The organism is Shewanella sp. c952 (genome assembly GCF_019654975.1).
GTDB lineage: Bacteria > Pseudomonadota > Gammaproteobacteria > Enterobacterales > Shewanellaceae > Shewanella.
The window spans coordinates 15,302-30,350 of record NZ_BPEW01000033.1 but is presented as its reverse complement, the minus strand read 5'-3'; the positions used below and the strand labels follow the sequence as shown (position 1 = coordinate 30,350).

The following is a 15,049-nucleotide window of genomic DNA, read 5'->3' as shown; positions in this document are numbered from 1 at the left end:
TTCAAAAAGCTGCATTCTTATTACAAAGAATACTGTTTAACTAGTAAAAAGTAGAGGTATATTTTGAGGAGACTCGAGTGAGAGAATGCTCACTATTTGATAGGTTAGCAGCCACTATTTTCTGTTAGGTAATTGGGGGCGCTGCCCGCTGTTGCTTGCTGGTATCTAAAATAGCATAAATCGTCTCTAACTTTACCATCTTGGTTGTCGTCATAGCCGATGTAGGTAAAATTTACACTTTGCTCTTCGATAACAAACACATCATCAAGTTCAATCCAGTTCTCAATATCGGTATTATCTAAATAGCCTGATAATAATCGAGTCTCAAAGCTGCCATCACCATCAATGTCTACATCAATAATATCATCTCGGCTGCTGTGTGGCCTTACTCCAAGACCTGGCATTTGCGACTTAGCATAGACTAACTGATTGGCCGTTTTTACACTGGCCTCTATCTGATTAACGGCCTCTGTTTTGGCTTCAGCGGATAAACCTATAAATTTTGGCGCTGCAATCACGGCTAAAATGCCGAGAATAATAACGACAACAACTAATTCAATTAACGTAAATCAATTTTTCGAGATAATTGAGTTCACTGCTTAAACTTCCTTAACAAACTAATGAATGCGAGTAAAAAACTCAATATGAGTATTGGCCACTGGCCTATATAAGTAAACAAGGTATGCCCTTTTACTAGGGGGATATCGGCAGTAAGCACACCGGCTTCAAACTGTGGTAGCTGGTGGGTGATATTACCGTTTTCATCGACTACTGCTGTAACACCATTATTGGTGGCGCGCACAAGTGGTCTACCGAGTTCTACTGAGCGCATCTGCGCAATTTCCATGTGTTGCAGTGGCCCATTTGAAGTGCCAAACCATGCATCGTTTGACACTGTTAACAGCAGATCAGTGCTGTCATTCATATTGGCTCTTAACTGCTCTGGAAAGGCAATTTCATAGCAAATAGCGGGTGATATCTGGTGACCTACAGCATTTAAGTTGTCTTGTTTGAAATCGCCACTATTAAACGAAGACATAGGCAAATTAAAGAAGGGGGCAATGGGTCTGAGTAAAGTTTCAAATGGCACAAATTCGCCAATAGGTAGTAGGTGGTGCTTTTTAAACTCGTTATGCTCTTCGCCGTAATAATCGGCTTGCTCTTGCTGCTTAGCTCCATAATTACCGAGAACAATAAGAGAGTTATAATAGTGATTGCCACGCTGACTAATGATGCCGGTAATAATGGCACTATTATTTAGGTTGGCGGCTTGGTTAGCATTATAAAGAAAATCCTTAACCATATGCTCAGGAGCAGGGATTGCAGCCTCTGGCCAAACAATAAGATCGGCAGAAAATTCCGGTCTCGAGAGATCCATATATTTAAGCATGGTTGGCCATAGCGCATCAGGCTCCCACTTCATACTTTGGGGAATGTTGCCTTGCACTAACGCTACGCTGAGGTTCTCACCTTTAGCTTCAACATTTGAGGTCAATGGCGCAATAAAAGTCAGCACAGCAAGAATCGGTACCACAACCAGCAAACTCCGCCAGCGTTTAGCTGCAGCAAGCGCCAGCGCTCCCGCTAACAGAGCCACTATAAAACTTAGGCTCAATGTTCCTGTCATTGAGGCAATAGGCTTTAACGGGCCTTGGGTTTGGCTGTAACCTGCCCATAGCCAAGGAAAGCCTGTGAGCACCCAGCCTCTAGCCCACTCGGTGAGTGTCCATAGCGCGGGGAACAGCATTAAGTTTCGACTGAGGCTGGTTGCAGGGGATAACTTTTGTAGCAGATAGCCAGTAATGGCAGGATATATCGCCAAATAAAGCGCCAATACAGCCATCAAAGCGATTGATGCTATAAGCGGCATGCCGCCAAAGGTATCCATACTGACATGCACCCAGCTAATGCCTATGGCAAAACAGCCGAAGCCAAAGCTTAACCAATATTGCATGCCCTGTTTTGCCGATAAGCCTGCACTTTGATGCAGCGCAAATGCCATGGCTATTAAATATAACGGCCAGTAAGAGTAGGGGGCAAAAGCAAGGGCGGTCATGGCACCAGCCACAAAAGCTAGTACCAATCTAAGATAGGTATGATGGGCGGCTGCCCGAATTTTATTCAGCATACTGCCTCATCATGGGGCTGCAGACGGATTATTGCTAGGCAATACTCTCGCTTACAGTTTTATCGGGAAATTTTACACGTAGTTGAATCAGTCTACGGGTATCTGCATTAACAACTTTGAACTCTATACCTTCGATCGTCACTTTTTCATCACGCTCTGGCAAATGGCCAAACGCATGAGAAACTAAACCACCAACAGTATCAAACTCTTCATCACTAAATTTTGTGGCGAAGGCTTCGTTAAAGTCATCAATAGGAGTGAGTGCCTTAACCATAAAGACCTGCTTTGCAACTTGTTTGATTTCCGTCTCTTCTGCAGAGTCATGATCAAACTCATCTTCAATATCACCGACAATTTCTTCGAGGATATCTTCAATGGTTACTAAACCTGATACACCACCGTACTCATCGACAACAATCGCCATGTGATAACGCTGAGAGCGGAACTCTTTTAGTAATACATCGACTCGTTTACTTTCAGGGACAACCACTGCTGGGCGGATAACTTGGCCAAGCTCAAATGGTTTTTCACTGTTCTTAAAGCCATACTGAAGCAGATCTTTGGCGAGTAATATACCCTCGATATGATCTTTATCTTCATTGACTACTGGAAAGCGGGAGTGTGCTGAGCCGATAACAGTAGAGAGCAGCTCTTCTACCGTATTGTCTATTTGAAGTGCAACGATTTGCGCACGTGGGATCATAATATCCCGCACTCGAAGATCGGAGACCTCTAAAACACCTTTTATCATTTCACGCGTATCTTCGCTAATGACTTCACGTTGCTCTGCATCGTGGATCACATCAACTAAGTCTTCGCGATTTTGGGGTTCGCCCTGGAATAACTGACTTACTTTGTCCAACCAGCCCTTCTTTTGGGCGCTGGTACTCGGGGGGATATCGTCACTCATAGTTTTTTATCGACTCATTTGAGTCAATTATTGCTCCTGATAAGGATTGTTATAACCAAGGCTTTCAATTAGTTGGGTCTCTATTGACTCCATCTCTTCTGCCTCAATATCTTCAATATGATCATACCCTAGCAGATGGAGACAACCATGTACAACCATGTGTGCCCAATGTGCGTTAAGGGGTTTATTCTGATCAATTGCTTCTTGCTTTACTACCGCAGCACAAACGACTAAGTCGCCTAGCAGTGGTAGCTCTATGCCTGGTGGTGCTTCAAACGGAAAAGACAAAACATTAGTCGGTTTGTCTTTTCCGCGATAGGTACTATTGAGCATCTCACTTTCAGCTACATCAACAATACGTATCGTTAACTCTGCTTGCTCCATGCTATCTCTGAGTGCTGTTTTTACCCAAAGTTCCATCTCTTGTGTCGATGGAAGTTCAAATCCCTCAACTGCAATTTGCAGATCGAGATCAACACATGCTGCAGAATTAGTCATGGTTTGGTACTTCCTGTAGTTGGTATTGGCTATCTTTATTGCCTTTACTTGTATGACTCTTTAATTCAAACGCTTCATAAGCTTCAACAATTCGCGCAACAACAGGGTGACGAACCACGTCTTTAGCTTGGAAAAAGTTAAAGCTAATTTCGCTCACTTCGCCTAAGACTTCAATGGAATGACGTAGTCCTGATTTTTGATGCTTAGGTAGATCTATTTGAGTGATGTCACCAGTAATAACAGCACGAGAATTAAAACCTATCCGCGTTAGAAACATCTTCATCTGCTCGACGGTTGTGTTCTGACTTTCATCGAGAATAATAAAGGCATCGTTTAATGTGCGTCCGCGCATGTAAGCCAGCGGTGCGACTTCGATCACGTTGCGCTCAATCAGTCTTTCGACTTTCTCAAACCCCATCATTTCAAACAGTGCATCGTAGAGCGGACGCAGATATGGGTCGACTTTTTGGCTTAAATCTCCAGGTAAAAAACCGAGCTTCTCACCGGCTTCAACAGCTGGACGGGTTAAAAGAATTCGGCGAACCTCTTGACGTTCCAATGCATCGACTGCTGCGGCTACGGCTAAATAGGTTTTACCGGTACCGGCAGGACCAATACCAAAGGTAATATCATGGGAGACAATATTACGCACATAATCGCTCTGATTCGGGTTACGTGGCTTAATCACCCCGCGCTTGGTTTTAATATAAAGCTCTTTCTCATCACGAGGTGCTTCTAAGTCAAGCGCGACAGCTTCTTGAATGGCTAGGTGCACGGTATCTGGTTCTAGATCCGGTGTACTACCTCTAAGGGGTTGTGTCTCTATATATAAGTCTTTTAATAAGTTATTGGCTGTTAAACAATTCTGCGGCGCGCCAACAATCTGAAAGTGATTGTTACGATAGCTGATCTCGACACCGATACGGCGCTCTAGTTGCTTAATGTTGTCATCAAAAGGACCACAAAGAGAGACTAATCTACGTGTTTCAGCGGGCTCTAAATACAGGTTGAGCGTCGTTAACTTATTTGACAAGAAATAACTCCAAATATTAAGAATATAATTGTACGCTAGCACTCTAGTTTACGAGCGAAAATCAATAAATGCGAATGGTATTTTTTAATGGTCATAGAGACGAAAAAAGCGGCATCTAAGATGCCGCCTTATAAGCCTATTTACCCGCTTTTATTCAGTCAATTAAGACGGGGTAAACTGAGTGACACCTAAAGCATCATCCTGCTTATATTTTGCTACAATATCTGATGGGTGTAGATCGCGACGTAAATCCATCTCATCTTCAGCACGAACAAATACACCGCGGAGTGAATTGGTGTAAACATCGACAATCTCTACATCAACAAAGCCACCAATATGTTCAGGCTTACCTTCGAAGTTAACCACACGACTGTTTTCAGTACGACCACGTAGCTCCATTGGGTTTTTAACTGACGGGCCTTCGACCAAAATACGTTGGACTGTGCCTACCATGTGACGGCTATAACGCATCGCTTGCTGGGTAATGCGATCTTGCAAGATAGCTAAGCGTTCTTTCTTCTCTTCTAATGTCACATCATCAGGGAGATCTGCTGCAGGAGTACCTGGGCGTGCGCTATAGATAAAGCTAAAGCTGTGATCGAATTGAATATCTTCGATTAACTTCATGGTGTCTGCAAAATCTTGCTTTGACTCACCAGGGAAACCAATGATGAAATCGGAACTAATCTGGATATCTGGACGCGCTTTACGTAGACGGCGAATAATTGACTTATATTCAATTGCCATATGGCCACGTTTCATCTGCGTTAAAATTAGGTCAGAACCGGATTGAACTGGCAGATGCAAGAAACTTACGAGCTCAGGAGTGTCCTCGTAGACATCAATAATGTCCTGAGAGAATTCAATCGGATGGCTGGTGGTAAAACGTAAACGGTCAATACCATCGATTGCCGCAACATAACGAAGCAGTTCAGCAAAAGTACAGATCTCATCATCATGAGTTGCGCCGCGGTAGGCATTTACGTTCTGCCCGAGAAGGTTAACTTCACGTACACCTTGGTCGGCTAATTGTGCAATCTCTAGAATGATATCGTCTAATGGACGGCTAACTTCTTCACCACGTGTGTAAGGTACTACGCAAAAAGAGCAGTACTTGCTGCAACCTTCCATGATTGATACAAACGCGCTAGGACCATCAGCACGTGGCTCAGGTAGACGATCGAACTTTTCAATTTCTGGGAAGCTAACGTCAATAACCGCTTTCTTGCCATCTTTAATCTGATCAAGCATTTCTGGTAATCTGTGTAACGTTTGTGGGCCAAAAATAAGATCCACACTGGGAGCACGCTCTTTAATTGCTTTGCCTTCTTGTGAAGCAACACACCCACCCACGCCAATAATAAGGCCGGGTTTTTTATCTTTTAATGTTTTCCAACGCCCTAGCTGATGAAAAACCTTTTCTTGTGCTTTCTCACGAATAGAGCAGGTGTTTAGTAGAAGCACATCTGCTTCTTCCGCTTCATCTGTTAGCGTATAGCCTTCGTATTCGTCGAGAAGATCAGCCATCTTTGATGAGTCATACTCATTCATTTGACAGCCCCAAGTTTTAATATGGAGTTTTTTACTCATCAGTTTGTATCACTCTAGAAGCACCGAAAAAATAGCGCAATATTTTAACGCTAATACAAGCCGCTGGCTAGCATTTAGCCTATGTTTGAGTGAATTTATTCTGCTGAGGTCATTACCCCTGTACTTGCTAAGGATTTATCATGTTGTTGTTCCATTGAGAGCTTATTACTAATAAGACTCTGTTCTTTGGCCATTTGTAGACTGCTCATGCGGGCTTGAATATAGATGTCTGCAAGTAATTGAAGGTTAAAATTACTGAGCATTTCAGTTGTATATTGATAAGCTGCATATTCAAGTGGTGCTCTATATACGACCGACATATGATCCATATCCTGGTGGTCATTTGCAGCAAGGGCTGTAAAAGGGCTTATTGATGCGACGATTAGTGCTGCGTAAATTGACTTTTTCATACATCCTCACTCATTCCGTTGGGGGTTATATTGATGTGACAACTTGAGTCTATGATATGGTTTGAATCTACGATTGAGCAGGATGTAACCAGTTGTTAGTAATTTGGCTCTCAGACACATTTGAATACGTTAGAGTGCGCGGAGACATTAAACGACATATTTACTGGAGTCATTTTTACTGATTGCCAAGTAAGCACCACTTTTAGATCAAATTTTGTGGTGCAAAAAATAAAATAAGTGAGTTTTGAGTGTAAACTGGCACCAATGAAAATTACTGGCGTGACTTTTTGGAGTTAAGTGCTGTGGAACAGCTGAAAAATAAGAACGATAGTTATGATGCTGTTGTCGTTGGCGGCGGTATGGTTGGAGCGGCGACTGCGATTGGTTTGGCGCAACTAGGGTTAACGGTTGCGGTAGTGGAAGCGTTTGCCCCTAAAGCTTATGAGAGCTCGCAGCCACTAGACTTAAGAGTCTCTGCGATAAGCGCTGCATCAGAAGAACTACTTTCACGGTTAGGTGCACTGGAGTCTTTACAAACCATGCGTCAAGTGGCCTATAAAGGTCTTGAAACATGGGAGCTAGATGGTTGTATTACCCAATTTCACAGTGACCAAATAGGCGCTTCACATCTTGGCCATATCGTAGAGAATCGCTTAATTCAATTGTCGTTGTGGGATCGCATAGCGCAGTTAGATAACATCAGCCTCTATTGCCCTGTTAAAATCACTCAACTGCAACGCAATCGTGGTGATGATGCCATTGACGTTTCTTTAGAGGACGGACAAGTATTCTCGACAAAACTGTTGATCGGTGCGGATGGTGCCAATTCCTATGTTAGGCAATGGGCAAATATAGGTATTACAGGTTGGGATTATGCTCAGTCGGCGATGCTGATCAATATCGAAACCAACTGCGGTGAGCAAGATGTTACCTGGCAGCAATTCACACCTCATGGTCCACGCTCCTTATTACCATTACCAGGCAACAATGCCTCTTTAGTTTGGTATGATGATGCCAATCGTATTACACAGTTGTCACAGTTAAATAATACTGCGCTGAAGAAACAGATCGATCAATACTTTCCTGAGCGACTTGATCGTGACTTTAAGGTGGTCAATAAGGCCAGCTTTAAACTTACCCGTCGACATGCACAACGCTACTATAGTGAAAATCTAGTGATCCTAGGAGATGCTGCACATACCATCAACCCGTTGGCGGGGCAGGGAGTTAACCTAGGCTTTAAAGATGTAGATGCACTTATCACTACCATTGAATCTCAACTGCAAAATGAATCTGGCTGGTGGAACTCTGAAGTTCTTAAGCAGTATCAAGGGTGTCGTTACCGAGATAATCAGTTAATGATGTCCGCCATGGATATGTTTTATGCCAGCTTTAGTAATGACATTTTACCGTTAAAACTGTTGAGAAATAGCGCGCTCAAACTGGCGAATATCGATAGCCCAATTAAAAAATATGTACTGAAATACGCAATGGGTTTTTGATTCGTTTGTAAGCGGATTGAGCAAACGGAAAGCAAACGATGCTTTCCGTTTTTTTATGGCGATTAAGCACCGGCATTAGTGTTGCTGAGGCATGTTTTAGTCAAAATTAAGTGGCCAATTTTGCGTATAATTTGTTGGCAGGCAGTTTGAGTGCTAAAATGCCGCGTTTTTAATTTTGTGGCTAATGGCGGCAAAACATCAATAAGTCAACACAGACTGAGTATTATGAGCAATATTAAACTTATTGTTGGGTTAGCAAATCCCGGCGCACAGTATGAACGAACGCGTCATAACGCAGGGGCTTGGTATGTTGAAGAGCTCGCCAGAGTTTGTGGCGCGACCTTAACATTAGACAGTAAGTACTTTGGTATGACGGCAAGAGCTACACTTCATGGCAAAGATGTGCGTTTATTGATCCCGACAACCTTTATGAATTTAAGTGGTAAGTCGGTTGGCGCATTGGCAAATTTTTTCCGGATTGCACCGGAAGAGATTTTGGTTGCCCATGATGAGCTAGATATGCCACCCGGGGTGGCTAAATTTAAGCTGGGTGGTGGGCACGGTGGGCATAATGGTCTTAAAGATATTATTGCTAAATTAGCCAATGATAAAAGCTTCTACCGCTTACGGATTGGCATTGGTCATCCTGGTGATAAAAATCAGGTTAGCAATTATGTGCTCAGTAAGGCTGCACCAACGGATCAAGAGTTAATGGACGCTGCAATAGATGAAGCTGTCCGCTCTACAGAGATATTATTTAACGAAGATATGGCAAAGGCTATGCACAGGTTGCATTCTTTTAAAGCATAAACAAATGCTTGGGGCTTGCTCCAAGTGATTCATTGATATAAAGGTAACAATATGGGTTTCAAATGTGGCATCGTAGGCCTGCCAAACGTTGGTAAATCAACACTTTTTAACGCGTTAACTAAAGCAGGCATCGAAGCATCAAACTTCCCGTTCTGTACAATTGAACCGAACACAGGTGTTGTTCCTGTACCAGATTCAAGACTCGATGCATTAGCGGAAATAGTTAATCCTGAGCGCATCATGCCTACCACAATGGAATTTGTAGATATTGCAGGTTTAGTTGCAGGAGCATCAAAAGGTGAAGGTCTTGGTAATAAATTCCTAGCTAACATTCGTGAAACTGATGCTATTGGTCATGTTGTGCGTTGTTTTGAAGATGATAATATTGTTCACGTGGCAAACAAAGTCGCACCAGCAAGTGATATTGAAGTTATCAATACCGAACTGGCGCTTGCTGACTTAGATTCATGTGAGCGTGCTATTACTCGTCAAGCTAAGCGCGCTAAAGGCGGTGACGGTGACGCTAAGTTTGAAGTTGCAGTGCTTGAGAAAATGCGTCCGGTATTGGATGAAGGCAAAATGTTACGCTCAATGGAGTTGAGCAAGGAAGAGTTAGCTGCTGTTGCTTACTTGAACTTCTTAACCATCAAGCCAACAATGTACATTGCTAACGTTGCTGAAGATGGATTTGAAAATAATCCACATTTAGATACTGTGCGCGCTATTGCTGCTGAAGAGAATGCAGTCGTTGTTGCTGTTTGTGCTGCGATTGAGTCTGAACTCGCTGAAATGGACGCAGAAGACCGTGATGAGTTCATGGCCGATCTAGGTTTAGAAGAGCCCGGTCTTGATCGTGTTATTCGTGCCGGCTATGACTTGCTGACACTACAAACATACTTTACTGCTGGTGTTAAAGAAGTTCGCGCTTGGACGGTTAGAATCGGTGCTAGTGCACCACAAGCCGCTGGTGTCATTCATACCGACTTCGAGCGTGGCTTTATTCGTGCGCAAGTGATGGCATACGATGACTTTATCACTTACAAAGGTGAAGCTGGCGCGAAAGAAGCAGGTAAACTACGTGTTGAAGGTAAAACTTATATCGTTAAAGATGGCGATGTAATGCACTTCTTATTTAACGTATAAGTTTATTGCGGTGCAATCGCCGCTCTAAATAACTAAAACGCGGCGCTTGGGCTTATCCTCAAGCGCCGCGTTTGTATTTTATTGAGGGTAAGTTTACTCATTTTTGGTTGCTAAGCTTCGGCTTTGATTGAATTTTGAGCTTTTAACTTTTTAACTCTCAGCGATAGAGTCACTGTTTGAGCTTCTTTTTTGTGGTCGAATGGTTTCAAATTAGGATATATTGCACATCTGTTGCCCAGTTTGGCGAAGTAATAGCCTAACAGTGTATTTAGTTTAAATTAGCGAAAAAAAGCAGTTGACCTGCATACGCTGAATAAGCATAATACGCCCCGTTCCTCAGCAAGAGGGACAGATAAGTAGATGGCAATGTAGCTCAGCTGGTTAGAGCACAGCACTCATAATGCTGGGGTCGCAGGTTCAAGTCCCGCCATTGCTACCATCTCCTCTAGATGTAAACTAGAGAATAGCCGATTAGTTGATTTATTTTATTAAATCAGAAATATGATTGGCACCATCTTAATCGAGATGTAAAACTTGATGCAGTGCGGGAGTGGTGGGTGTTGATATTAGACACGCTATGACTGACTGCCATCTTAATCGAGATGTAAAACTTGATGCAGTGCGGGAGTGGTGGAATTGGTAGACACGCCAGATTTAGGTTCTGGTGCCGTAAGGTGTGAGAGTTCAAGTCTCTCTTCCCGTACCATTTATTTTAAAGTAATGAGCTTAGGCTTGTTATTAGCAACAAAGATTAATTGGGATATCGCCAAGCGGTAAGGCACCGGGTTTTGATCTCGGCATTCCCAGGTTCAAATCCTGGTATCCCAGCCATCTTTGGCAATGTAGCTCAGCTGGTTAGAGCACAGCACTCATAATGCTGGGGTCGCAGGTTCAAGTCCCGCCATTGCTACCATCTTTCTCAAGATGTAAAATATGAGTTTGTAGCAATAACGGTACGTAAGTCCCGGCTATATAGCTACCATCTTTCTCGAGATGTAAAATATAGAGTATGTAGTAATAACGGCACGCAAGTTCCGGTTATTATCGCTACCATCTTTCTCATGATGTAAACTTGAGTCATCTTACGAGATGTAAAATCGATGTAGTGCGGGAGTGGTAGATGTTGATATTAGACACGCTATGACTGACTGCCATCTTAATCGAGATGTAAAAGCGATGCAGTGCGGGAGTGGTGGAATTGGTAGACACGCCAGATTTAGGTTCTGGTGCCGTAAGGTGTGAGAGTTCAAGTCTCTCTTCCCGTACCATTTATTTTAAAGTAATGAGCTTAGGCTTGTTATTAGCAACAAAGATTAATTGGGATATCGCCAAGCGGTAAGGCACCGGGTTTTGATCTCGGCATTCCCAGGTTCAAATCCTGGTATCCCAGCCATTTTTAAAAGGTTGATTTATTGACCTTGTCAGCATAACAAAAAGTAATTCGTTACTTGGTGTTATAACGATGAAGTAGGGTAACCTACAGTAGAGTTCGATGCGGGAGTGGTGGAATTGGTAGACACGCCAGATTTAGGTTCTGGTGCCGTAAGGTGTGAGAGTTCAAGTCTCTCTTCCCGTACCATCGAATTTTATATTGATTTAAAGAGTTAATTGGGATATCGCCAAGCGGTAAGGCACCGGGTTTTGATCTCGGCATTCCCAGGTTCAAATCCTGGTATCCCAGCCATAAACAGAAAGCCCGTCTATATGACGGGCTTTTTGCTTTTCTAAATACGACTGCTGTAATTACGCTTGCTCTTGTAAACCATCATCCATTCAGTAAAAATGCAATTTTCTGTCGCTAAGCCAGATCTAGTTGTTCATCTCGGCTCTGGCATTTTGAGTAACTGCTACATGCATGGACCTTCCTAACATAGCTATTCGTAGCGATCAGTATAAGAAATTGCTCTACTCAGAGTATTTCTTGGCGAATTAATTCAAGGTGAGTGAATGACATAATGGTTGTTCCCTTGTGAGTCTATTCAATGCATAAGAAGCACTCCTTATAGGCCGGTGTTAGCGGCTCAGGTACCGCGTTAATGAGCTTGAACCTAGTTTATCTATGCTCTACTCGTTGTCATAAACATGGTCAAACATGTTCATGACATACTTAAGGCATTCCCTACCTCCTAGGAACTCAAATATCGGAGGTACGAGAGAAAGGATGCTGGAAGCTAGAATAATGCAGGAGTGATTATCGAGAGTAACGCTGGAGCCGTTGCCTAGGAGCAATTAATTATCTTACCTCAAAACCAATAAGCTCTCGCGAGTGATCAAACTTTTACAGTGATTGGTATAACGGAACTTTTCAGCCACTGCATTATTATCGCTATCACGCTTATTATCTAACTTATCAAAACCGATTGAAATCCTAGCTATTGGTAACAAATCAGCCTTTTGTTAACTATTGTTAGCCTATTTTGTGTTAACAATCACATTTTAGCTGTTTGGGTTAACCTTTCCTTAACCTTTAGTGGTCTTTTATTTGTCTTTTTGTTTACTTCTTCGCATCAGTTGTGAGTTTGTTTGTGCTCTGTTTCTCGTTAAGTAACTTGCGAGGAAAAGCAACCGACATGCTCACACTTTAATTTCATTCGGTTAGTTACATTTCATTTGCCCCAATAAAGAGGGCTAAATATAAGTGAGTGGAGCTGATGATGAAACGAGTCGATATAAAAGTTGCTACTTTAGCAGCCTTCATTGGACTGGCCTTAACGGGTTGTTCCGGTGATGATGGACAAAATGGTAAAGATGGCGAGCCTGGCACGCCAGGACTTCCTGGTATTCCTGTAGCAACAGATGCCAAAGCATTAAATGTCGCAGTGGATAAGATTGCTGTTGGGGCGCAGTCTGACATAACATTTACGGTCAGCAATGAAAAAGATCTGCCTGTTGTTGGTTTAGAAAAGTTTGGTTTTATATTGTCAGGCCTTGAGCAAGGCACTGATGGTGATGCGAGTAACTGGAAGCTATTGAGCTCTGAAGCATGTCCTGCAAGCAAGTACGCAAAGTGTGGCAGCTTGGTTGATAACCAAGATGGTACTTATACCTATAGCTTCGAGAAAGATGTTACAGCTGAGAGCGCTTTCGCTATCACTGATGAAAAGACATTAAGATTGGTAATGAGAACTGGTGGCGAAGCAGTTGGGGCAACTGAGCTTAGCTATGAGAATATGCATTATGACTTTAGGGGGCAAGGTTTAGAGCCTCTCTACACCAAGAATGTGGTTAATAACCAGAACTGTGTAAGTTGTCATGATGACTTTACTATTCATGGTGGAAAATACACTGAAGTAGAAACTTGTGTTTCTTGTCACGCCGACAACAAAGTGAGTGATATCAGCAAAGTGTTTCCAATGTTGGCTCATGAAGCCCATATCGGAGTGATCCCTGCACCAGTTGGTGGTTGTGATAATTGCCATGCAGAGAACGAGCAAGCAACTGATTTTGCAAACTGGAAGAACGTACCGACCCAAGAAAGCTGTATTACTTGTCACACAGAGGTAAACTTTAAAGAGGGTATCGGTCACTGGCCATACCAAGACAATGCACAATGTGCCAATTGTCACACGTCAGATACGCTAGAAATGGTGCATTTGTCTACCTATAAAGGTCAGAATGAGCGCCGTGAAAACCTTCACTTGACCGTTACCGAAGCAAAGATGGTTGATGCGCCAGAAGCAAAAGCCAACATCGATGCCAATTTAGATACTGATAAGACTGGTTATGTACAGTTGACTGTTGATATTTTGGACAAAAATGGTAACACCCGCAATGAGCAGTTAGATCTGGTTAAGTACATGTACTACGCAGAATTCTATATCAACTGGGGTGGCCAGGATATGGGAATGGATCGTGGTAAAGTTCTGCGCGTTCATACCAATAAAGAAAACTTCCCAGGCTACGTAGATGAACCAATCGTACTTAACTATGAAAATGGTAAGACAACCTTCGAAATAGGTCCATTCGATCTTGAAGATGATTTTGATGGTGACTTAAACGACAGCTACGGCATGGTGACACCGCGGATCTGGTTCTGTATCGACAAAGATGGCGAAACAATCCAAGACTGTGATGGCAAAACCGATTGGAGTAATGGTGCCGCAGGTTATAACTGGCAGCACTTCTTCAATAAAGAGGGCATGCTAGAAGAGCGTCCACGTCGCCAAATTGTGACAAATGCACTTTGTGGCGATTGTCATGGTACGACAACCTCTGAAGAAGGTTTTGTACAGATGACGCTTAACTGTCGTAGTTGCCACTCTGTGGTTAAAAACGATAGCACTTATTTTGGTACAACTTGTGCCTCTGGCTCGGTTGACTCTGATGGTGACGGCGCTTTAGACCCAATGGTTATGATGAAGGATCTGATGCCTCGTGCTGAGCGAGATTGGACTACTGCATCAAATGCGGGTGAAGAGTGTGTCGCTTGTCATAACGCCAACAATATGCCAACTCAGGTCATTCGTAATTCACAAACCAAGCAAGGTGATGAGGATTACATTGAACAGTTGACGATGAGCCATCCTGATCAAAAAGTATGGATCCATGCTATGCATGCCAACAACCGTGCTAACCAAAGCGGTGAAGGTTGGAAGCGTAATGTTGAGTACTCAGCAGATCTAGCTAACTGTGCTAAATGTCATATTGAAGATAGTTTTGATGCCAAGTACCTCGTTGGCCGTAAGCCATTAGCACTTGATCTTGATTACATGGATACCTATGACGGTCTTGACCCTGCAAATGGTAAAGACACTAGCGGTAACAAACGTTATGCAGTAGATGCTGTTGCAGATGCATTTGTATCGCCAACTGCAGCTGTATGTTTGAGCTGTCATGGTAAACGAGCTGCTGAAGAGGGCGAAGATCGCCGTCAGGTTCGTAAAGATGTTGTCAGTCATATGAAACAGAACGGCGCTCAGTTTGGTGTCGAACTTGGGCAATACACTGGCGAAGAGTCATGTGCTGTCTGTCATGACCTAAATAACCTGAAGGAATCTCATAACCTGAAATAACACCTTCATCCCT

The 15,049-nt window shown here is 43.0% G+C and carries 10 protein-coding genes, 8 tRNA genes and 1 pseudogene; 12 read left to right on the top strand and 7 right to left on the bottom strand.

Going from position 1 to position 15,049, the window contains the following annotated elements; all coding sequences use genetic code 11:
- Positions 1 to 104: 104 nt before the first annotated feature.
- The 7 genes and pseudogenes from K5R16_RS17900 to K5R16_RS17870 form a co-directional block, all read right to left on the bottom strand.
- Positions 105 to 569, bottom strand: a pseudogene (locus tag K5R16_RS17900) (Tfp pilus assembly protein FimT/FimU); the annotation flags it as partial.
- Positions 570 to 592: 23 nt separating this feature from the next.
- Positions 593 to 2,128 (bottom strand): apolipoprotein N-acyltransferase, encoded by a 1,536-nt coding sequence (gene lnt / locus K5R16_RS17895; RefSeq protein ID WP_220739156.1) that lies wholly within the window; start codon positions 2,126 to 2,128, stop codon positions 593 to 595.
- A gap of 34 nt (positions 2,129 to 2,162) precedes the next feature.
- On the bottom strand, positions 2,163 to 3,038 hold the full coding sequence (gene corC / locus K5R16_RS17890; protein WP_220739154.1) for a CNNM family magnesium/cobalt transport protein CorC: 876 nt from the start codon (positions 3,036 to 3,038) through the stop codon (positions 2,163 to 2,165).
- 27 nt (positions 3,039 to 3,065) lie between these two features.
- Entirely contained in the window at positions 3,066 to 3,536 is a 471-nt protein-coding gene (ybeY, locus tag K5R16_RS17885; protein WP_220739152.1) for an rRNA maturation RNase YbeY, read from the bottom strand.
- Complete coding sequence (locus K5R16_RS17880; protein WP_220739150.1) at positions 3,529 to 4,569, bottom strand: PhoH family protein; 1,041 nt, start codon at positions 4,567 to 4,569, stop codon at positions 3,529 to 3,531. The genes ybeY and K5R16_RS17880 overlap by 8 nt, the downstream gene beginning before the upstream one ends.
- 162 nt (positions 4,570 to 4,731) lie before the next feature.
- Positions 4,732 to 6,159: a tRNA (N6-isopentenyl adenosine(37)-C2)-methylthiotransferase MiaB gene (gene miaB / locus K5R16_RS17875; protein WP_220739148.1), complete on the bottom strand. Its 1,428-nt coding sequence runs from the start codon at positions 6,157 to 6,159 to the stop codon at positions 4,732 to 4,734.
- A gap of 95 nt (positions 6,160 to 6,254) precedes the next feature.
- Entirely contained in the window at positions 6,255 to 6,569 is a 315-nt protein-coding gene (locus tag K5R16_RS17870; RefSeq protein ID WP_220739146.1) for a hypothetical protein, read from the bottom strand.
- 359 nt (positions 6,570 to 6,928) lie between these two features.
- Here K5R16_RS17870 and K5R16_RS17865 point away from each other — a divergent pair, with 359 nt between their 5' ends.
- From K5R16_RS17865 to K5R16_RS17810, 12 genes are all read left to right on the top strand, one after another.
- Positions 6,929 to 8,071 (top strand): FAD-dependent monooxygenase, encoded by a 1,143-nt coding sequence (locus K5R16_RS17865; protein WP_374758407.1) that lies wholly within the window; start codon positions 6,929 to 6,931, stop codon positions 8,069 to 8,071.
- Positions 8,072 to 8,296: 225 nt separating this feature from the next.
- Entirely contained in the window at positions 8,297 to 8,881 is a 585-nt protein-coding gene (pth, locus tag K5R16_RS17860; protein WP_220739142.1) for an aminoacyl-tRNA hydrolase, read from the top strand.
- Between the two features lie 51 nt (positions 8,882 to 8,932).
- Positions 8,933 to 10,024 carry a redox-regulated ATPase YchF gene (gene ychF, locus K5R16_RS17855; RefSeq protein WP_220739140.1) on the top strand — a complete coding sequence of 364 codons (1,092 nt, stop codon included), beginning with the start codon at positions 8,933 to 8,935 and terminating at the stop codon, positions 10,022 to 10,024.
- 362 nt (positions 10,025 to 10,386) lie between these two features.
- A tRNA-Met gene (locus K5R16_RS17850) sits at positions 10,387 to 10,463 on the top strand.
- A 182-nt stretch (positions 10,464 to 10,645) separates the two neighbouring features.
- A tRNA-Leu gene (locus K5R16_RS17845) sits at positions 10,646 to 10,730 on the top strand.
- A 50-nt stretch (positions 10,731 to 10,780) separates the two neighbouring features.
- Positions 10,781 to 10,855, top strand: a tRNA-Gln gene (locus tag K5R16_RS17840).
- Positions 10,856 to 10,860: 5 nt separating this feature from the next.
- Positions 10,861 to 10,937: transfer RNA gene (locus K5R16_RS17835), tRNA-Met, on the top strand.
- A 270-nt stretch (positions 10,938 to 11,207) separates the two neighbouring features.
- Positions 11,208 to 11,292, top strand: a tRNA-Leu gene (locus tag K5R16_RS17830).
- A 50-nt stretch (positions 11,293 to 11,342) separates the two neighbouring features.
- Positions 11,343 to 11,417: transfer RNA gene (locus K5R16_RS17825), tRNA-Gln, on the top strand.
- A 101-nt stretch (positions 11,418 to 11,518) separates the two neighbouring features.
- Positions 11,519 to 11,603, top strand: a tRNA-Leu gene (locus K5R16_RS17820).
- Between the two features lie 30 nt (positions 11,604 to 11,633).
- A tRNA-Gln gene (locus K5R16_RS17815) sits at positions 11,634 to 11,708 on the top strand.
- A gap of 970 nt (positions 11,709 to 12,678) precedes the next feature.
- Complete coding sequence (locus K5R16_RS17810; protein WP_220739138.1) at positions 12,679 to 15,036, top strand: cytochrome c3 family protein; 2,358 nt, start codon at positions 12,679 to 12,681, stop codon at positions 15,034 to 15,036.
- The last annotated feature ends 13 nt before the right edge of the window (positions 15,037 to 15,049 follow it).

What these genes read in the sequence shown, in the direction of transcription:
- lnt (WP_220739156.1), bottom strand. Translation starts at nt 2,128, where the DNA reads ATGCTGAATAAAATTCGGGCAGCCGCCCATCATACCTATCTTAGATTG.
- corC (WP_220739154.1), bottom strand. Translation starts at nt 3,038, where the DNA reads ATGAGTGACGATATCCCCCCGAGTACCAGCGCCCAAAAGAAGGGCTGG.
- ybeY (WP_220739152.1), bottom strand. Translation starts at nt 3,536, where the DNA reads ATGACTAATTCTGCAGCATGTGTTGATCTCGATCTGCAAATTGCAGTT.
- miaB (WP_220739148.1), bottom strand. Translation starts at nt 6,159, where the DNA reads ATGAGTAAAAAACTCCATATTAAAACTTGGGGCTGTCAAATGAATGAG.
- K5R16_RS17870 (WP_220739146.1), bottom strand. Translation starts at nt 6,569, where the DNA reads ATGAAAAAGTCAATTTACGCAGCACTAATCGTCGCATCAATAAGCCCT.
- K5R16_RS17865 (WP_374758407.1), top strand. Translation starts at nt 6,929, where the DNA reads ATGGTTGGAGCGGCGACTGCGATTGGTTTGGCGCAACTAGGGTTAACG.
- pth (WP_220739142.1), top strand. Translation starts at nt 8,297, where the DNA reads ATGAGCAATATTAAACTTATTGTTGGGTTAGCAAATCCCGGCGCACAG.
- ychF (WP_220739140.1), top strand. Translation starts at nt 8,933, where the DNA reads ATGGGTTTCAAATGTGGCATCGTAGGCCTGCCAAACGTTGGTAAATCA.
- K5R16_RS17810 (WP_220739138.1), top strand. Translation starts at nt 12,679, where the DNA reads ATGAAACGAGTCGATATAAAAGTTGCTACTTTAGCAGCCTTCATTGGA.